We start from the raw sequence: 17,012 nt of genomic DNA on the forward strand, positions 1-17,012 counted from the left end.
ATTCATGCATCCGATGCGTAGAGATCGGTCGCGGTCACGGTGTGGTGGATGATGCCAGGCTCATTGAAAACATGGCCGGCGTCATCAACGATGAAGATTTCCGATTCAGGCCATAGACGATACAGTTCCCAGGCTGTGCGTGCGGGCGTCACGACGTCATAGCGTCCCTGGATAATCGTTCCCGGAATACCGCGCAGATGATCGATGTCCTGGAACAGCTGACCTTCCTCAAGGAAGGCGTTGTTCATGAAATAGTGAATTTCGATGCCGGCGAATGCGAGCGCAAATCGCGCGTCGCCATAGTGGGCCGCTGTCGATTCGTTTGGCAACAGCGTCGAGGTTTCGCCTTCCCATAGCGCCCAGGCCTTCGCGGCCTCCTCCCGTACGGCTTGGTCCTCGCTGTTGAGGCGACGGCTGTAGGCCGCCAGAAGATCCTCGCGCTCGGAAACCGGGACAAGGCTTATGAACTTCTCCCATTTATCGGGAAAGAGCAGAGAAGCCCCTTCCTGAAAAAGCCAGAGTATCTCAAACCGTCGCGCCGTGAATATACCGCGCAGAACCAGTTCGCTGACCCGTTCGGGATAGGTTTCGGCATAAGCCAATGCAAGCGTGCTGCCCCAGGAGCCGCCCAGAACAAGCCATTCCTCGATATCGAACATGATGCGCAGTTTCTCGATATCGGCGACCAGATGCCAGGTCGTATTGTTTTCCGTCGACGCATAGGGCGTGGAACGCCCGCTTCCGCGTTGATCGAACAATACGATGCGATATTTTTGAGGATCGAAGAGGCGCCTGTGATCCGCCGAGCAGCCACCGCCTGGCCCGCCATGCAGAAAAAGCGCCGGCTTTCCCTTTGGATTGCCGCACACCTCCCAATAGACATGATGGCCGTCGCCGACGTCCAGCATGCCTGAATCATAGGGTTCGATTGGCGGAAACAGTGTTCTCGAATAGCCATTTTGCGGGCGGTGCTCGGTCTGCATCGCTTTCCTCGTAACCGGCTTGTCGCTGAGCCTGATCCGAAACTACCCTTGTCCCGTCAATCGGGCAATGGTTTGCCGGCGGTCTCCTTCAAGGTGTAGACGGCGATGGTCGATATCGCTGCAGTTATCATCAGATAGTAGACGGGCGCGAAGTCGTCGGACGTGCGCGCCAGGAGGTAAGTGGCGACAAGCGGCGCCGTGCCGCCGAACAGGCCCTGGCACAGATTGTAACCGATCGCCACGCCGCTGCATCGCACATGGGCGGGAAGCGCTTCCACCATCGCGGAGGACAATGCCGCATAGCCGATGGCGAACAATGTTGCGAAACCGGCCTGCCCTATGAAAACGAGATAAACGTTCTCGTGATGCATGACGGACCACAGCGGCCAACTCAGGATCAATGTGCCGATGCTTGAGGTGTAGAGCAGCGGCTTTCTTCCGATGCGATCGGAAACATGGGCGCCGAAGCCGATTATCGGAATCATGATCATCAGCGCATAGGTGTTGATGTCAAACGCGCTGGACGTCGAGATATGCATGTATTGCGTCAGGTAGCTGCTTGCAAAGACGAACAGCAGGTAGAAGCCGACGGCCAGCGAGAGGGTAAGACAGATGATTTGCAGGATTTGCCGCCAGTAGTCGCGAACGGCCTCTACGAAGGGTATGTCGCCATGCACCTCAAGGCGGCCAAGCGTCGGCGGCTCGCTCATGTGACGTCGAAAAACGACTGCGCCCACGGCTATGAGCGCGCCGAGAAGAAACGGAATACGCCAGCCCCACTGCTCCAGGGCGTCGTCGCCGATGAGCCCGCCCAGGATCGCCGCAGCGCCGTTTCCGATCAGAAAACCCATGAACGCGCCGATCACCGGCCAGCTGGTAAAAAGCGCCCGGCTTTTCTGCGGCGCATGTTCGGCAAGAAAAACCACCGATCCGGGGTACTCCCCTCCGACGGAAACGCCCTGCATCAGGCGCAGCAGGATGAGAAGAACCGGCGCGGCCAGGCCAATCTGCTCATAGGTCGGCAACAGACCGATGAGCGTTGTGCCGACGCCCATGAGCGAAACCGAAATGATGAGCGTGGTCTTGCGGCCGATCCGGTCTCCGACGTAGCCGAGAATGACGCCGCCGACGGGCCGCGCAGCGTATCCCACGGCAAAGACGCCGAAGCTCGCAAGCAGCGATGTCAGGGGGTCGCCCGACGGGAAGAACAGATTTCCGATTATTGGCGCCAGAGATCCGTAGATCGCAAAATCGTACCACTCCAGCGTATTGCCGACTGCGCCCGCAAGCGCGTTGCGCAGACGCGCGGTCTGCGTGCTGATTTCCGTATCGCCCACTTGAAATATCGCCCGTAAACGCAATTAAAAAATTGATAAGAGTTCTGGACCCTGCTCGTCTAAATTGCAACCCGGCAATGCAAGATGCAGCTATAGGGCAATTGCTTTCCTGCGGTCTCCTTCAACGTAACGGCCGCCAGTACATCGACCGCTTTGCTTCAAGCGCCATTAGGACTTGCCACATCGCGCAATTCGGCATAGGAGAGCGCGCAGAGGCGCCGGGCGCCTGCCGCCTGCAGACGAAAGTCACGGTGAAGCCCGGAATTCGAAGACACCTCACCCTCGAAGCATTTCGCAGGTGGGCAATGCAGGCTCCCTTCCGTTTCGAAATGCTCTTTGACAGGAGTGAGCGATGTCTGGTGGACTGACCTCCAGAAATGCGGCGTGTCGATGTTGGACACCTCTTGCAGGAGTCCGCCTCCCTTCTTCGCGCCGCGCTCTGCAATCCTGCCAATGTCCGATACAGGAATAATGGCATGACCCAACCAACACTTGAAGCAGTCAAGGCACAGGCCAGGGCGCTGCGCAAGGCCCTCGAAGCCCAGGGCTCCGCCATCAGCCACGCCCAGGCGCTTGAACTCGTCGCCAAGCAGTATGAAGCGCGGGACTGGAACACGCTCCACGCCCGCATCACGCGCAGCAACGCCCCGCCCGAACTCGCTTTCGGAGACCGTGTCGAGGGGCGCTTCCTCGGACAGGCCTTTACCGGGGAGATCATTTCGATGTCCGGATCTATGGATCACCGGGACGTGGAAATTCGCCTCGACGAACCCGTTGACGTAGTCACCTTCGAGAGTTTCTCGAACTGGCGTTCGCGGATCAGCGGCACGATCAACGCTGACGGACGAAGCCATCGCAAGACGTCCGACGGCGCGCCGCAACTCACCGTCGCGAAGCTGCGGTGATGAGACTATGCGAAGACGGGTCGCGACGATCCGTCTTCGCGGCCGCCCCTCACCCGCGTTCGAACAATTTCTCGGCCATGATCCCGACGCGGCTTTCGATCGCCTCGCAGGCGTCGAGGATCATGTCTTCCCGGAACCGGCGACCGACGATTTGCACGCCGACAGGCAGTCCGTCGTTGTAGTTGGCCGAAACATTGCCGGCGGGCAGTCCCATATAGTTCATGGAGCCGACATAGTAGGCGCTCCCGAGCATGTCGACGACGCCGTCAATGCCTTGCGCGTCGCGATCCCACTCGAGAGTGGGCTGATGCAGGAACGGCGTGAGAACCAGCGGATATTCGTTCAGGAACAGAAGCCACTGCCGAATATGGTGAGACCGTTTTGCCATCGCCTGGATCAGCTCGGTCTCGTTATACGGCTTGAAATATTCGTAACAGTTTTGGAAAATTTCGCAGATCGTCTCGCTGCCATATTTCAGGATATCGTCGCCGAGCAGGATCTTCATTTCCCCGAACAGCGCGCTGCCCATCTCGCGGCCGATAACGTCAACTGCGGGCGGCTCCGCGTCCGTCACATCGTAGCCGGCGTCGACAAGCGCCTGCCTTGCGGTGTCGAGGGCTTTTTCGACGGCCGGGTGAAGCGGAAACTCGTATGTGTTTTTGGTGAAGGCGACTTTCACCTTTCCGTCCGGCTTTTCCCCCTCGAACGGCATCGGAACCATCCAGGGATCGTGCGGGTCGTAGCGGATCAGCGACTTCATCGCCAGGCGCACGTCGCGCGTTTCGCGGGCGATGACGCCCTGCACGGACATGATTTGCGCAAGCATGCCCCGCTCCGCCGTTGCAGACGGATTGTAGGCCGGCGTGCGTCCGAGCCCGGGCTTCACGCTGACGGCGCCAGTGGCGGCCGGCGGAAAACGCAAGGATCCGGCGATATCGTTGCCGTGCGACAACGGTCCCATGCCGGACATGACCGCCGACGATGCGCCGCCCGATGAACCGCCGGACGTCGCCCAGTCGTTCCATGGATTAAAGGTGCGTCCGTGCAACTCGTTCGACGTCGTCGCCCGCATCGAGAATTCCGGCGTGTTGGTCCGGCCGATGATGATTGCGCCGGCCTTGCGGAAACTGCGCACGATCGGCGAATCCTCCGGCGCAATAATGTCCTTGAACGCCGTCACACCGTTCGGCGTGGCCTTGCCCTTCTGGTCGACATTTTCCTTCACCGTCACCGGCACGCCGTGCAGCGAACCAATCGGGCCGCTCTCCCGCAGGATACGGTCATACTCGACAGCCTGCGCAAGCGCCTCGTCCGAAAGATCGTCCACCACAGCGTTGATCTCGGGATTGCGGTCATGCATCCGGTCGACACAAGCCTGTACGGCCTTTGCCACGGAAACGCCACCACTTGCGATGCGCTCGGACAATTCGCAGGCGCTCAATTGCCACAACGGACGGTCGGTCATGATTTCACTCTCGCTCATTCAGGCAGGACTAAAGGGAAAACTGCTCCAGGAACGCCTTTTCGCCGCTCGGCGTAAAGGCGACAACTCGGGAGCCGTCGATCCGCCGCGCCCATCCAAGATCGTAGATGCGCTGAAGAAAGGCGGCTCCGAGTTGACCGGCAAGATGCGTGCGGCGGGAACTCCAGTCAAGACAGGACCGGCACACCGGACGGCGTGACGCAGAGAACGCGCCCTCTTCGATGCCGAAATTGGCGATGAACGCTTTGCCCGGCTCTGTCAGGTGGATATCCCCGTCCCAACCAACATGTCCTTGGCGGACAAGGCTGTCATAGAGACGCACGCCCAGATCGCCGGCCAGATGGTCGTAACAGACGCGAGCCTTGCGCAGCGCCGGATCCCTGGGACCGGTGCGGGTCCGGACATGGCCGAGCCTGGCGGCCAGTCCCATCAGCGATTCCAGCGCGTCGCCGATCTCGTTATCGCAAAGCTGGAAATAGCGGTGCCGCCCCTGCTTTCGTTGCTGGAGAAGTCCGGCGTCCATCAGCTTCGCCAGATGCGAACTCGCCGTCTGGGCGGTCACGCCTGCTTCAAGCGCAAGCTCAGAGGCCGTCAGCGCCTTGCCGCTCATCAGCGCGGTCAGGATGTTGGCGCGCGCCGGATCGCCTATCAGCGCGCCGATCCGCGCAATATCAGGGCCTTCCTTCATGGTTCGACACTAATCGAACCATGCATGACTGACAAGCAGTCTACCGCTTCGACCACCGCTTGATGTCGTCGAAAATCTTGCCGCCGATCAGGATGCCCCGGTTGAAGAAATCGCCGGTGGTGTGGATCGCGATCACGTAGCGCTGGTCCTGCTTCTTGTCGTAGAAATAGATCGGGCTGCCGCTCTGACCGCCTTCGGTGTCGACCATGTATTCCACGAAGCAATCGTCGAAGGCGGACGTTCGTCCGGCATTGTACCAGAGCGTGCCGTAGGGTTTGTCCGACGTTTGCGGAAAGCCGGCCGTATTGACGAACAGCATATCGCCGTCGAAATCGTCCTCCGACAACACGTCCTTGACGCCGAAATAGCCGAGCCGCTTGCCGAGGTCTGCTTCCTGGACCTGGTCTGGTATGCGGATAGCAGCGTAATCCTTGCGATGCGCCTGCTCTTCCTTCTCCCTGCCGATTTCCATCCAGATGGCGGGTATCATGCAGTCGTCGGCCTTAGGATCGTGACACGGCACATCGCAGACAAAGACGCCGTAGGGCGCCAGGCTGCCGTTGCGGCCCGGCACCACGCGCACCCGCGTCGCCCGCCTCGGCGGCTCTTCCCATCCGTAGTAGCTGCGGTCGACCAGCACGTGAGCCGCCGTCACGATCAGGTCGTCGCCGACGAAAAACCCGGTGCCTGCGCCCACCGGCCCCCGGTCATACTGGACCTCAAGGTGACAGATGCAGCGCCACGGCGTCATCGCGGTGTCGTTGACGCGAACCCTGTTGTCCGCGCCGATCACGTTTTCGGGTTTCGCGGAGAAAGCCGGCGCATCGCCCACCGACACCATGGATTCGCTGGAATAGAAGCCACCGTCCGGCCGCGCGTTCAGCACGGTCGGGCCTGAAACGTAGCTGGTGTCGAAGCCGGCGGTCGCGGCCCGGAAGACATTGAACCCCGGAACGTTCTCCGGCGAGCCGCCGCCATTGGTCTCCGCCATCAGACTGCCGAGCACCCGCGGCGTCTTCTTCGATTTCGATCCTGTGGTTGATTTGGCGGCCATCAGCTTTCTCCCAGATATTCGGCAAGCGAAATGCGGCGATAGCCCGCCGGCGTTGCGCTCTCCGCTCCCGGCGTGACGAAGCGGACAGACCCGAAAGCCGCCTCGCCGCGCCAGCGGTTGCGGGCGAGCTCGCTCCAGTCATATTCGAACAGCGAGGCGAAATAGGCGTTGGCCCTGGCGTTGCGAATGACGAGGCTCGCGTCCCGGTTCGGGCCGGTTCCCCCCGCGGTGAAGTTCTGAGAGCCGAGCATTACCGAGTGATCGTCGACGATCATTCCCTTGGTGTGGCAGGTGTCGAAATACCGGATATGGTCGGCGTCCGTGCGCATGCCGAATTCCTTCAGGCGGCGCAGCGTTGTCTTCTCGCTGCCGAAAAGGTTGCGGAAGATGATGCGCACATCAAGGCCGGCCTGCTGTTTCTCCCTGATTGCGCGGGCAATGGCGAGAAAGTGCTCTGGCGTGTTGTCGATCTTTGACCAAAGGTTGAAAGACTGGTTTTCGATCAGCAGCCTTTCACGCGCGCTTTCCACCAGCTCCAGCACGACCTCGGGGTAGTTGTCGGGCGTCAGCAGCGGCTGAACCGTCATCTCCTCATCGAGCTCCAGCGGCGCGAATACCTGGAACCGCGTCGGCTCGGGCGGTCGTTCGGCGACAGCCTCGGGAACCAGAACGTCCGGTGTCGCGCCGACCGTCTCGCTCTCGGTCAACAGCGCTGCTTCGCAATCCTCGTAATCCTGTTCGAGATGACGTCGGAAGGTCGCCGCCAGGTCTTCGCGCCACACCACGGCGTGCCATTCGCGATTGAAGTCGCGCACATCGCGCCAGGTCAGGTTTTCGAACGGCTTGTCGATATTCGCCTGGTTGGTCGACTGCCAATTGCCGCTTGAGAGCCAGAACGCCTTGTCGGCCCTCTTGTTGCCGCGCAACCGGTCCGTCCAGACCGCCACCTTGATGTGATAGGCCTGGGCGAACAGGCTGTTCGCGCCCAGCGCGGCTTTCGCCCATTTGAACCGCTTCTCCATGGTCGTCTTGAGCGACTTGATCGTATCGCGTTCAGGGATGTCGTCCTTCTTCTTCTCACCTGATGTGTCGTCGGGATTCTCTGCCTTGTCACCGCGCTGGCGGTCCAGCGTCAAGGTGATCCGGGACCGGCGGCGGCGCGCTATGTCCTCGATGGCCTCGACGACATGCGGCGCGGTCATGTGATACATGCCGATGGTCAGCTGTTCGTAGTCATCGATCGCCAGAAACTGCTTGAGAACCGGCCACCCGCATTCCGGGCTGACATGAAGCGTCATCCGGATCCTGCCGCTCACCGGATCGAGATTGAACTGCGGGTCGCCAAGGTCGCGGCTGTAGCGCGCGCGTCTGTCCGTAAAGGCTTCGACCGAGTAGCCCAGCACTTCTTCGGCGACGGCCTCCGGATCGGCGAATTCGGCCACCACCTCCACGCCGTCTACAATCGGCTGCAGACCGTAGGCGGCAAGATCCAGACTTGCGCCGGGCCGCAGGCCGATGATGACGCCGTAATCGTCGCTGAGCTGGCCATCCTTGAAAAGGAAGCCGGCGTTGACCTGCAGAATGCGATTGTCGTCCGGATAGGACGCAAGGTAGACCCGAATGGCGTTGGCTGCGGCTTCGGCGCTTTGTTTGTCCGTTCGTATCGGAGCGTCGCCGACAACGGTTTGCGGCGCCGTCGCTGCGCCAAGCTTCACCGTGATTTGCAGCGGTACGGTCAGAGTTATCGCGCCGTCGCCCGAAACGGACGGCGCCGCGACAGACGCGCCGCCCTGCCCGACTGTCATCGGCGGCCTCGCCGTATCGGCGGACATCGGCGCGCGCGGCGCTTCACCCTGCCAGGGCCTTTGCCGAGCCAGCTTCTCGAGTTCGCCTGAGGGCACCGCGTAATTGTTCTTGAACATCGCGCCCGCATAGTGCAGGCCGATCGCCTTTTTCTTCTCCAGGTCCCACACGATGGACCCCGAATTGCCCGGCAGCGTCGAGCAGTCATGGGTAATGGAGGCGTGCTCGGGATCGGTCACCCTGCCCAGCGCCAACCGCTTGATGCCGAATTCCGTGCCGAACACCTGCTTGAACCTGCGCGCGTCATAGGAGCGCGAATCGTCGCCCGGATAGCCGATGACGGCGACTACCGCTCCGGTTTGCGCGTCCGTCGTCAGCGGCAAGGGGCCAGAAAGACGATCCGTTCCGGCGTTCCTCGAAACCCGCAGAAACGCGACATCGAGTTGCGATGTCTGGGAAATCCAGATGATTTCCGTGACGGGAAACTCCCGCGCAATGCTCCCTCCGAGCTCCTCGCGAAAATCGATCTTCGCGCTTTGCGGAAGGTTGAAATTGGGGATGCCCGGCTTGAAGACGAAGCCGGCCTGGCCGCGCTTGGCGAACAGTTTCGCGACATGGGCGTTCGTCACGACGATATCGGACGCGCCGTCGAAATCGATGACCCAGCCGGTTCCCGCCCATTCGAAATTCGCGTTGTCGGCAATCTCGATGCGACCGATGGAAGGCAGCGCCCGTTCCAGGTCGCTCCTGTTTGTGGGTTCGTTGAGCGCTTCCATCAGGCCCGGCATTCCAGGACCATTGGCGTCGACGGACCGGTCGTCAACGGCGTCGTTCGTGACCCAGAAGACGGGCCGCGACCATCGGATCACCGCTTCGAGTTGCGCCGATTCCGAAACTTGCCCGAACGCTGATTCCAGGGAAGGGCCGAGGGCGGGATCGCCGATTATCTGCGCCGATGTCGCTTCCTTGACGAGCTTTTCCGGTTTGGCGCCCTCAGCCGCAGCAAGCGCGGCCACTTTCCTGCGCAGCACATCCAGGTCGTCTTTGCTGTCCGCCATGGTCGCCTCCCTGCGGTTCGCAGCCTGTAATCCGGTTAGGGATTACAATCGCAGTGTACCAAAAGTTGCTCGTAGAGGTGTGACAAAAACCACAAAGTGTTAGTATTGGGCGTTTTCTACATAAAATATACTGCGCAGCTGGAGACACTCATGATCATCGACAGTCCAAAACGGCGCGAGCATCTTCTCGCGATCGCCAGTCGCCTGCCGGAGCATGTGGCGAGGCTCGACTGGTCCGCCCAACAGATCGCGCGGAAGCGGCAGGTTCTTCTGCGCGAGACCGTCGCATGGGCCAAATCGCATTCCCCCTGGTACGCCGAAAGGCTGGCGGAGATCGATCCGGAAACGATGACGGAGGATACGCTTCACGAAATCCCGGTGATGACCAAATCCGACGTGATGTCGAACTGGGACGCCATCGTCACCGACAAGAGACTGACCCTTGAAGGCTGCAACGCCCACATCCAGGACAAATTGCGCGGCCGGACCAGGGACTACTACTATCTCGACGATTACGAGGTGTTTGCGACCGGAGGATCATCCGGCTCGCGCGGCGTGTTTGTCTGGGGCTGGGACGAATTCATCGAAATCGCCTGCGTCACGTTCCGCTACCAGTATCGCGATGAATCCATGCATTTCAGCAGCGGCAGGCGGGTGCTGGCGGTGATCGAAGCCGGCGAGATCGTGCATGGCAGTCCGTTCCTGTTTTCCGTCACGCCCCACCCCGACGCCGACATTCACTGGTTTCCGGCGCAGACGCCCATGTCGCAGCTCGTTGATGAACTCAACAGCGCGCAACCGACGCACATCAACTGTTTCGCCTCTTCGCTGCAGGAGCTGGCGGGAGAAGCGCTCTCCGGACGGCTTAACATCAGGCCGAGGCACGTCGCCACCAATTCGGAACCGCTGATGCCGGAAGCCCGCGAGGCGGCCAGCAAAGCCTGGGGGCTGGAGATCAATAACATGTGGGGCTGCGTGGAGGTTGGTCATGTCGGCATCGAATGCGATCGGCACGAAGGCATGCACATGTCGGACGACGCGGTCATCACCGAGTTCGTCGACGCCGACGACAGGCCGACCGGCGATCCGGAGAAAATCGCAAAGGTCCTCGTAACCTCGCTGTTCAACCGCGTACAGCCGATCATCCGCTATGAACTGACGGATATCGCCATTCCCTCGGACCGGCCTTGCAGTTGCGGCGCCGCCTTTCCCCTGATCAGGGAGGTCAGGGGACGCAGCGACGACGCTTTCCGGTATCCTGCAGGCGTCTCCGTCCATCCGCTGGTTTTCCGAACCCCTCTCGGCCAGCATCCGATGATCGAGCAATATCAGGTGCAGCAGACGCCAAACGGCGCCGCGATCCGCGTTATCAGTCGCGGGGAACTCGATCTCGGTATTCTGAAACGCGACTTGTCGGAAGCGTTGAAAGCAGCCGGGCTTGAAAACCCTGACCTCGAATTGGACGTCGTCGAGGCCCTTGAACGGCACGCCGAAACCGGCAAGCTCAAACGCTTCATTCCCTTGAAGCCGTGACCGCGCCGCGGATCAGCGCCGCAAGCCGCTTCAGCGGTTCTTCCATTTCTTCGGGCGCAAACGCGCTGAAGCCGGTCAGAAGCCCCTGTTTCGGGCGCGGCCCGTCGTAATAGGTGGAGAGCGGCGAACACGCGATGCCGGCCGCCTGCGCCGCCTTCGACAGGCGAACGTCGTCCACGCCGTCGGCCAGTTCCAGGGCGATCTGCATGCCCGCCGGATTGTCGGAAAAGCGCGCTGCATTTCCCAGTTCCTTGTGCAACATCCCGACAAAAGCCTCGCGGCGTTCGCCGTAGATGCGGCGCATCCGCCTGATGTGACGATGGAACTCCCCCTCCTCGATGAAGGTCGCCAGCGGCAATTGCGGCGCAACGGACGCGCGTGAGCCGTATTTGCGCAAGGCCGTGTTGAAATCGCCGACCAGATGTTCGGGCAGCACCATGAAACCGATCTTCAGGCCGGACGAGAATATCTTTGAGAAACTGCCGACATAGACCACCCGTCTGCCGTCATCCAGCGAAGCCATGGCGGGAATGGGTCGGCCCGAGAAACGAAACTCGCTATCGAAATCGTCCTCGATGACGATGCTGTCATTGCGCGCGGCGTATTGCAGAAACGCGAGCCGTCTGCCGGTCGACATGGCTCCGCCCAGGGGAAACTGGTGAGAGGGCGTCAGAATGATGGTTTTCACTCCCGCGGCCTCGCCCGGCAGCGCGGCGCCCTCTTCCTCGACGTCGAGCCATTCAGGCCGAAGATTGTAGAGTTGCGCCAGGTTCAGCATCGGCCTGTAACCCGGTCTTTCAAGCCCGATCCCGTCGCCCGGCGAAGCCAGAACCCGAAGGGACAGATCCAGCGCGTCGCCGGCGCCTGCGGTGATCAGTATTCGGTCGGGATCAGCCGCAATGCCCCGCCATGAAGCAAGGTGTCCGGCGATCGCCGCGCGTAGTCGCGGGTGCCCGAACCCGTCCTCTTCGGCAAGCATCGCTTCGGCGGATTGCTTTGCCGTTCGCGACAGGTGTCGCGCCCACTTCGCATGCGGAAAAAGGCGCATGTCCGGAACCCCCGGCGTAAACGGCCGCGGATGCAGTGGCCGCGAACGGTCGGGTTCCGGCTGCGTCGCAGGCGCGCGACCTTTAACATCCGGCGGCCGCACAGGCTCGATGTCGCACACATAATAACCGGACCCTTGCCGCGCCCGGATATAGCCTTCCGCCGCCAGCTGATCATAGGCGGAAACGATGGTCGATCGCGAAACGCCAAGTTCGCGCGCCAGTTCGCGCGATGGCGGCAGACGCGCGCCGGACGCCATTTCTCCCGACATGATCTGCCGTCCAAGCGATTCATAGACCTGTTCGAACAGAGGCGCGGATTTTGTGTAGTGAATCTGGGTTCGCATAATTGGACGGTTATTTTTTTCCATAATTGGATATTTTTCTTATACCAATTTTTCGCTATCCGGCAATGAGAACGAATTATTCAGGTGCGAACCCATGACCACGGAACAACTCGAACAAACGCCGCGAACCCGTCTCAGGCGCAGTCACAAGCGCGGCGATTTCGATCGCGAAACGATCAATTCGATCCTCGACGCCACGTCGCTTTGCCATGTCGGATATCTGGTCGACGGAAAGCCGGCCGTCACCCCGACGATCCACTGGAGAGAGGGCGATCACATCTATTGGCACGGGTCGAGCGCGAGCCGCGCGCTGAAAAACAGCAACGGCCATGACGTTTGCCTCACCGTTTCCTTGCTCGACGGCATGGTGCTTGCGCGTTCGGCGATGCATCACTCCGCCAACTATCGCTCCGTCATGATCTACGGCCACGGAACCAAGGTCACGGACGTCGATGAGAAGAAGGAAAAGCTCCGCACCTTTCTCGAGCAGCTTTTCCCGGGACGCTGGGACATGCTTCGCCCCATGACCGACCAGGAACTGAAGGCGACGATGATCCTCGGCATGCCGATCGAAGAGGCATCTGCAAAGGTGAGAACCGGCGGCCCGATCGATGACGAGGAAGACTACGAACTCCCGATATGGGCGGGCGTATTGCCGCTCGTCCACGCCATGAAGCGCCCGGAGGCGGATCCGCGCAATCTGAAAGGCCTTGCAATTCCCGACCACGTATTTTCTTTCGCGCGTCCATGAAACGGCGACGAACCCGGTTGATCCCCTCGACCGGGTTCGCTAGCGTCCAGCGCAGGCGCCGCCTGACCCGTGATAAGCATATGTAGATTTCGGCGACGCCCGTGCTGCAAACGCATCACATCCAGAAGAACGGGCTTGTCATGTCCTCTTCAACCACTCTCAAACTCGGACGCGTCGCCGTGACGCTTCCGGTCGGCTTCGTGATTCTCGGGAAAGACGACGCCGAAATACATCTGACGCTGCAAAAGGCGCATCGCGCCCCTCCCTTCAACATCGCGCACATGATGGTTTCCGACGCGGCGGAGACCTGTCGTCGATGCCAGGAACACGGTTTTCGCATCATCCCGAAACTGGAGGACAAGGACTACGGCCTCAGATCCTTCGTATTTGCCGATCATGACGGCAACCGCATCGATGTCGGAGAGCTCCTGTAGAAGACAATCGGGCTATCTCCAGCCTCCCCCGCGTTCGCTCGGTTTTGACAGACTGTCCTAGAGGATGTCCGCCGAGCGGATGTCCTCCTGGGCGAAGTCGATCAGCGCGCGGATCTTGCGCGGCAGCGTGCGTCCCTCCAGATAGACAGCGCTGACCGGACCCGTCGCGCCCGTATACTCGGCCAGCAATGGCACAAGCCTTCCCTTCGCCAGGGCGTCATAGAGCGCGAAACGAGGCGCATAGGCGATCCCCAGCCCGTCGATCGCAAGATCGACTGCAACGCGCGCCGAATTCACCTGGAACTGGCCCTCGACGTTGACCGTATGCTTGTCATCGCCCCTGTGAAACGTCCAGCGACGGAGCGAGCGGCGATTGCTGTCCAGAATACACGCATGCGCCTGCAGGTCATCCGGCGTCGTCGGCGCGCCGTGCGAGGCGACATAGGCGGGGCTCGCCACCAGCATCGAATGAAATTCCCCGAGTTTGCGCGCCTTCAGCGACAGCATCTCGGACTGCCCGATGCGAATGGCCAGGTCGATCCCTTCACTCGCGAGATCCGCATAGCGGTCGTTCAGCCTGAGGTCGAAGCTCAGAGCCGGATTCCGCTCGCCAAACCTCGCGAGCATACCGCTCACATAGATTTCTCCGAATGTGACCGGGGCGGAAATGCGGATGACGCCGGAGAAACCGCGCGAACTGTCGGCCACACCGGCCAGCAGATCGTCGAGATCGTCGAGCACGGCCGGCGCCCGCGCCAACAGTTCCTCGCCTGCGGGCGTTAGCCCCACCCGACGGGTGGTTCTCTGCAAAAGCCGCGCCCCCAGCCGCGCCTCCAGTTCGGCGACGTATTTCGAGGTCAGCCGGTTGGATACGCCGAGTTGCTCGGCGGCGGCCGTAAAGGAGCCAGTCTGCGCCGTCGCCACGAAGGCTCTGAGTACGTCGGTGGTGTCCATGTCTTTCCTATTGAGAACAAATTGGAGATAGTCATTCTTTAAATTCTCCATTTTGTTGAAAGCATGCAAGACCTAATTTCGTGCCGCGCAACAATACGCGCCCATCCCGAAAGGACACCGCAAATGACAAACCCAACCAATGCCGACTACGCCGCATTTATCCTGCGCGTCACCAGCGGCATCCTGTTTCTCGCCCATGGCCTTACCAAGGTTTTCGTTTTCACCATTCCCGGAACCGTCGGCTTCTTTGAAAGCCTCGGACTGCCGGCGATTTTCGCCTACCTGACCATTCTCGCCGAAGTCGGCGGCGGTCTTGCCCTGATCCTTGGCGTGGCCACCCGACTTGTCTCCGTACCCCTCGTTTTGGTACTGCTCGGCGCAGCCTGGGCCCATGCCGGCAATGGCTGGAGCTTCTCCGCTCAGGGCGGCGGATGGGAATATCCGATTTTCTGGGCTGCCGCTCAGGTTGCGATTGGCCTGCTTGGCGCCGGCGCATTCGCCCTGCGCTTGCCTGTCGTCGAAAAGAGCCTCGGCAAATTCGCCTGAACGAACGGGCCGCCATACCGGCGGCCCCGCCTGCCTGACCAAGGAGTAGCGATATGAGCATAGCCAACCAGTTGCAGAACCTTCGCGACCGCCTGTCGCCATCCGACCGGATGCCGCTGGTCTTCCTCGGCCACGGCAGTCCGATGAACGCCATCGAGGACACCGCCTTCAGCCGCGCCTGGTCCGAACTGGGCAGGACGCTTCCCCGGCCAAAAGCCATCCTTGTCGTCTCCGCCCACTGGATGACCAGCGGCACGACGCTGGTCGACGTCTCGCAGATGCCGCGGACCATCCACGACTTTTACGGTTTCCCGGAACAACTCTACCGCCAGAATTATCCGGCGCAGGGAGCGCCCGACCTCGCCCGCGAGGTGGTTACGCTGCTGTCGAGCCATCATGCGGAGGAAGACGAGACATGGGGCCTGGATCACGGCGCCTGGACCGTGTTGAAGTTCCTTTATCCCGCCGCGGACGTGCCGGTTTTCCAGATCTCGATCGACATGACGAGCGGCCTCGATCATCAGCTTGGCGTCGGACGCGCCCTTTCGGAGCTGCGGGATCGCGGCGTGCTGATCCTCGGATCAGGCAACATCGTGCATAATTTGCGCGCCATGCGCCCCGGCGGCGCACCGCAGGATTTCGCCCTGGAGTTCGACAGTCTCTTCGCAAACCATCTCGCCAATCGCGATATCACTCCGCTGGCGGATCGCCAGCATCTGGGATCGTTGCTGTCCATGGCCCATCCGTCCGTCGACCACTACCTGCCGGCGTTGACCGTCGCCGGCGCTTCGGATGGCCGCGACGAACTGACCTTCATGACCGACACGATCGACCTTGGGTCGGTTTCAATGCGGTCTTTCGTGTTCCACTCAGCCTGAGGAGACGTCACGATGCTCGTCGATGGCAAGTGGATGGAAAACTGGCAGCCGGTCCAGAAATCCGACGATAAGGGACGGTTTGTCCGTCAGGTCTCGTCCTTTCGCAACTGGATCACGCCGGACGGAAGCCCGGGGCCGACCGGAACGGGCGGCTTTGCAGCCGAGGCCGGACGCTATCGGCTCTATGTCGCGCTGATCTGCCCCTGGGCCTCGCGCGCGCTGATCGCGCGGAAGCTCAAGGGCCTCGACGCGCTTGTTCCGGTCACCGCGGTGAACCCGTCGCTGACACCGCAGGGTTGGCAATTTGGCGGCTATCCGGGCGCAGACGAGGACCCGCTCTTCGGCGCGCGTCACATCCACGAACTCTATACCCGCGCCGACCCCTGCTTCACTGGCCGCGCCACCGTGCCGGTGCTCTGGGACATGAAACAAAACGTCATGGTCAATAACGAGAGCGCCGACATTCTGCGCATGTTCGACACCGCGTTCGAGCATCTCGCGCCTTCGGACCTCCGTCTTTACCCGCAAGATCTCGCCGCCGAAATCGACGCGCTCAATCCGCGCATTTACGACTTGCTGAACAACGGCGTCTACAAATCCGGCTTCGCCTCCTCACAGGAAGCCTACGACGAAGCAGTGGACGGCGTCTTTGCGATGCTGGAAGAACTGGAAGACCGTCTGACCGGCGATTTCCTCTTCGGCGATCGCCTGACAGAAACCGACATTCGCGCCTTCGTCACACTGATCCGCTTCGACGCAGCCTATCACGGCGTCTTCAAGACCAACCGCAAACAGATCAAGGACTACCCGCGGCTCTCTGCCTATATGGAGCGCATCCTGAACATTCCGGGCGTCGCCGAAACGGTGAACATGGATCACATCACCTGCGGCTATTACTCCATCAAGGCGCTGAACCCGAGCGGCATCAGACCGGTCGGGCCCAAACATGTGTACGACATGCTGGAAGCGGCGAGACAAAAGCTCTGAAGCAGCCTGCTGCTGAACTGCACGGCAGACCCAAAGTCTCGACTGGCGGCAACCTGCGGTTCCCCAGACAAAGCCAGAGTGAGAAACAGACTCACCTCCCACCCTTGTATGCCTTTTCGGAAGATTTGTGTCAGACAAGCGTCTTGGTGACTGGAGGGGATGGCCATCCCCTCCAGTTCCCGGCGAAGTCGCCCGTCCTCCCTCCGGTTACAACCGTCGATGAGT

15 protein-coding genes are annotated in these 17,012 nt (G+C 61.0%); 7 read left to right on the forward strand and 8 right to left on the reverse strand.

The window, feature by feature from the left end; all coding sequences use genetic code 11:
• Positions 1–2: 2 nt before the first annotated feature.
• Positions 3–983, reverse strand: coding sequence for a prolyl aminopeptidase (pip, locus tag K1W69_RS25260; protein WP_220231246.1), 981 nt, complete (start codon positions 981–983; stop codon positions 3–5).
• A 56-nt stretch (positions 984–1,039) separates the two neighbouring features.
• Positions 1,040–2,320, reverse strand: a complete 1,281-nt coding sequence (locus tag K1W69_RS25265) for an MFS transporter (protein ID WP_220231247.1) — start codon at positions 2,318–2,320, stop codon at positions 1,040–1,042.
• A gap of 476 nt (positions 2,321–2,796) precedes the next feature.
• Here K1W69_RS25265 and K1W69_RS25270 point away from each other — a divergent pair, with 476 nt between their 5' ends.
• Positions 2,797–3,225, forward strand: coding sequence for a glyoxalase superfamily protein (locus tag K1W69_RS25270; RefSeq protein WP_220231248.1), 429 nt, complete (start codon positions 2,797–2,799; stop codon positions 3,223–3,225).
• A gap of 49 nt (positions 3,226–3,274) precedes the next feature.
• Here K1W69_RS25270 and K1W69_RS25275 read toward each other — a convergent pair whose 3' ends face one another.
• The 4 genes from K1W69_RS25275 to K1W69_RS25290 are packed head-to-tail and all read right to left on the reverse strand — an operon-like array spanning position 3,275 to position 9,311.
• Positions 3,275–4,690: an amidase gene (locus K1W69_RS25275; protein ID WP_220231249.1), complete on the reverse strand. Its 1,416-nt coding sequence runs from the start codon at positions 4,688–4,690 to the stop codon at positions 3,275–3,277.
• Between the two features lie 28 nt (positions 4,691–4,718).
• Complete coding sequence (locus K1W69_RS25280) at positions 4,719–5,396, reverse strand: ArsR/SmtB family transcription factor (protein WP_220231250.1); 678 nt, start codon at positions 5,394–5,396, stop codon at positions 4,719–4,721.
• A 40-nt stretch (positions 5,397–5,436) separates the two neighbouring features.
• A complete protein-coding gene (locus tag K1W69_RS25285) occupies positions 5,437–6,450 on the reverse strand; it encodes a trypsin-like serine peptidase (RefSeq protein ID WP_220231251.1) in 1,014 nt (337 codons plus the stop codon).
• Positions 6,450–9,311, reverse strand: a complete 2,862-nt coding sequence (locus tag K1W69_RS25290) for a phospholipase D-like domain-containing protein (RefSeq protein WP_220231252.1) — start codon at positions 9,309–9,311, stop codon at positions 6,450–6,452. Before K1W69_RS25290 ends, K1W69_RS25285 begins: the two co-directional genes overlap by 1 nt.
• A gap of 150 nt (positions 9,312–9,461) precedes the next feature.
• On the opposite strand from K1W69_RS25290, the gene K1W69_RS25295 reads away from it, so the two are divergent.
• Complete coding sequence (locus K1W69_RS25295) at positions 9,462–10,844, forward strand: phenylacetate--CoA ligase family protein (RefSeq protein WP_220231253.1); 1,383 nt, start codon at positions 9,462–9,464, stop codon at positions 10,842–10,844.
• On the opposite strand, the gene pdxR is transcribed toward K1W69_RS25295, so the two are convergent.
• Positions 10,825–12,237 (reverse strand): MocR-like pyridoxine biosynthesis transcription factor PdxR, encoded by a 1,413-nt coding sequence (gene pdxR / locus K1W69_RS25300; protein WP_220231254.1) that lies wholly within the window; start codon positions 12,235–12,237, stop codon positions 10,825–10,827. The genes K1W69_RS25295 and pdxR overlap by 20 nt on opposite strands.
• Before the next feature lie 94 nt (positions 12,238–12,331).
• Here pdxR and K1W69_RS25305 point away from each other — a divergent pair, with 94 nt between their 5' ends.
• Positions 12,332–12,988 (forward strand): pyridoxamine 5'-phosphate oxidase family protein, encoded by a 657-nt coding sequence (locus K1W69_RS25305; protein WP_220231255.1) that lies wholly within the window; start codon positions 12,332–12,334, stop codon positions 12,986–12,988.
• Positions 12,989–13,128: 140 nt separating this feature from the next.
• On the forward strand, positions 13,129–13,422 hold the full coding sequence (locus tag K1W69_RS25310; protein ID WP_220231281.1) for a VOC family protein: 294 nt from the start codon (positions 13,129–13,131) through the stop codon (positions 13,420–13,422).
• Positions 13,423–13,479: 57 nt separating this feature from the next.
• On the opposite strand, the gene K1W69_RS25315 is transcribed toward K1W69_RS25310, so the two are convergent.
• On the reverse strand, positions 13,480–14,376 hold the full coding sequence (locus tag K1W69_RS25315; RefSeq protein WP_220231256.1) for a LysR family transcriptional regulator: 897 nt from the start codon (positions 14,374–14,376) through the stop codon (positions 13,480–13,482).
• A gap of 123 nt (positions 14,377–14,499) precedes the next feature.
• On the opposite strand from K1W69_RS25315, the gene K1W69_RS25320 reads away from it, so the two are divergent.
• The 3 genes from K1W69_RS25320 to K1W69_RS25330 are packed head-to-tail and all read left to right on the forward strand — an operon-like array spanning position 14,500 to position 16,787.
• Positions 14,500–14,922, forward strand: a complete 423-nt coding sequence (locus K1W69_RS25320; RefSeq protein WP_220231257.1) for a DoxX family protein — start codon at positions 14,500–14,502, stop codon at positions 14,920–14,922.
• Positions 14,923–14,975: 53 nt separating this feature from the next.
• Complete coding sequence (gene ygiD / locus K1W69_RS25325) at positions 14,976–15,800, forward strand: 4,5-DOPA-extradiol-dioxygenase (protein WP_220231258.1); 825 nt, start codon at positions 14,976–14,978, stop codon at positions 15,798–15,800.
• Positions 15,801–15,812: 12 nt separating this feature from the next.
• Entirely contained in the window at positions 15,813–16,787 is a 975-nt protein-coding gene (locus K1W69_RS25330; protein ID WP_220231259.1) for a glutathione S-transferase family protein, read from the forward strand.
• The last annotated feature ends 225 nt before the right edge of the window (positions 16,788–17,012 follow it).

The organism is Flavimaribacter sediminis (assembly GCF_019492055.1).
Classification (GTDB): Bacteria; Pseudomonadota; Alphaproteobacteria; order Rhizobiales; family Rhizobiaceae; genus Flavimaribacter; species Flavimaribacter sediminis.